The following is a 378-nucleotide window of genomic DNA, read 5'->3' as shown; positions in this document are numbered from 1 at the left end:
CGCTATGCGATGGAGGTCAAGCGCCAGATGGATGTGCTGAACCAGCGCCTGGTCGCGCACGAGTTTGTGGCGGGCGACGAGTACACGGTGGCCGACATGGCCATCTGGCCTTGGTACGGCGCGCTGGCCAAGGGCCAGCTCTACGAGGCGGGCGAGTTCTTGCAGGTGCACGAATACACCCATGTGCTGCGCTGGGCCGAGCAGATCGCGCAGCGCCCGGCCGTGCAGCGCGGCCGCAAGGTCAACCGCACCTGGGGCGACCCGGCCAGCCAGCTGCACGAGCGCCACGACGCCAGCGACTTCGACACCAAGACGCAGGACAAGCTGGCGGCCGCTTCTTCTTGACCGACGCTGGTTCCACCGTTGCAAAGGCCTGTT

1 protein-coding gene is annotated in these 378 nt (G+C 66.9%); it reads left to right on the top strand.

Going from position 1 to position 378, the window contains the following annotated elements; genetic code table 11:
- Positions 1–345 (top strand): glutathione S-transferase C-terminal domain-containing protein (locus tag QZH66_RS18755; RefSeq protein WP_305807286.1); only part of this gene is annotated, 345 nt, incomplete at its 5' end.
- Between the last annotated feature and the right edge of the window lie 33 nt (positions 346–378).

Origin of the sequence: Stenotrophomonas sp. YIM B06876 (assembly GCF_030711595.1) — a bacterium.
Classification (GTDB): Bacteria; Pseudomonadota; Gammaproteobacteria; order Xanthomonadales; family Xanthomonadaceae; genus Stenotrophomonas.
The sequence above is the reverse complement of the archived record's forward strand: the minus strand, read 5'-3'. Positions and strand labels throughout refer to the sequence as shown.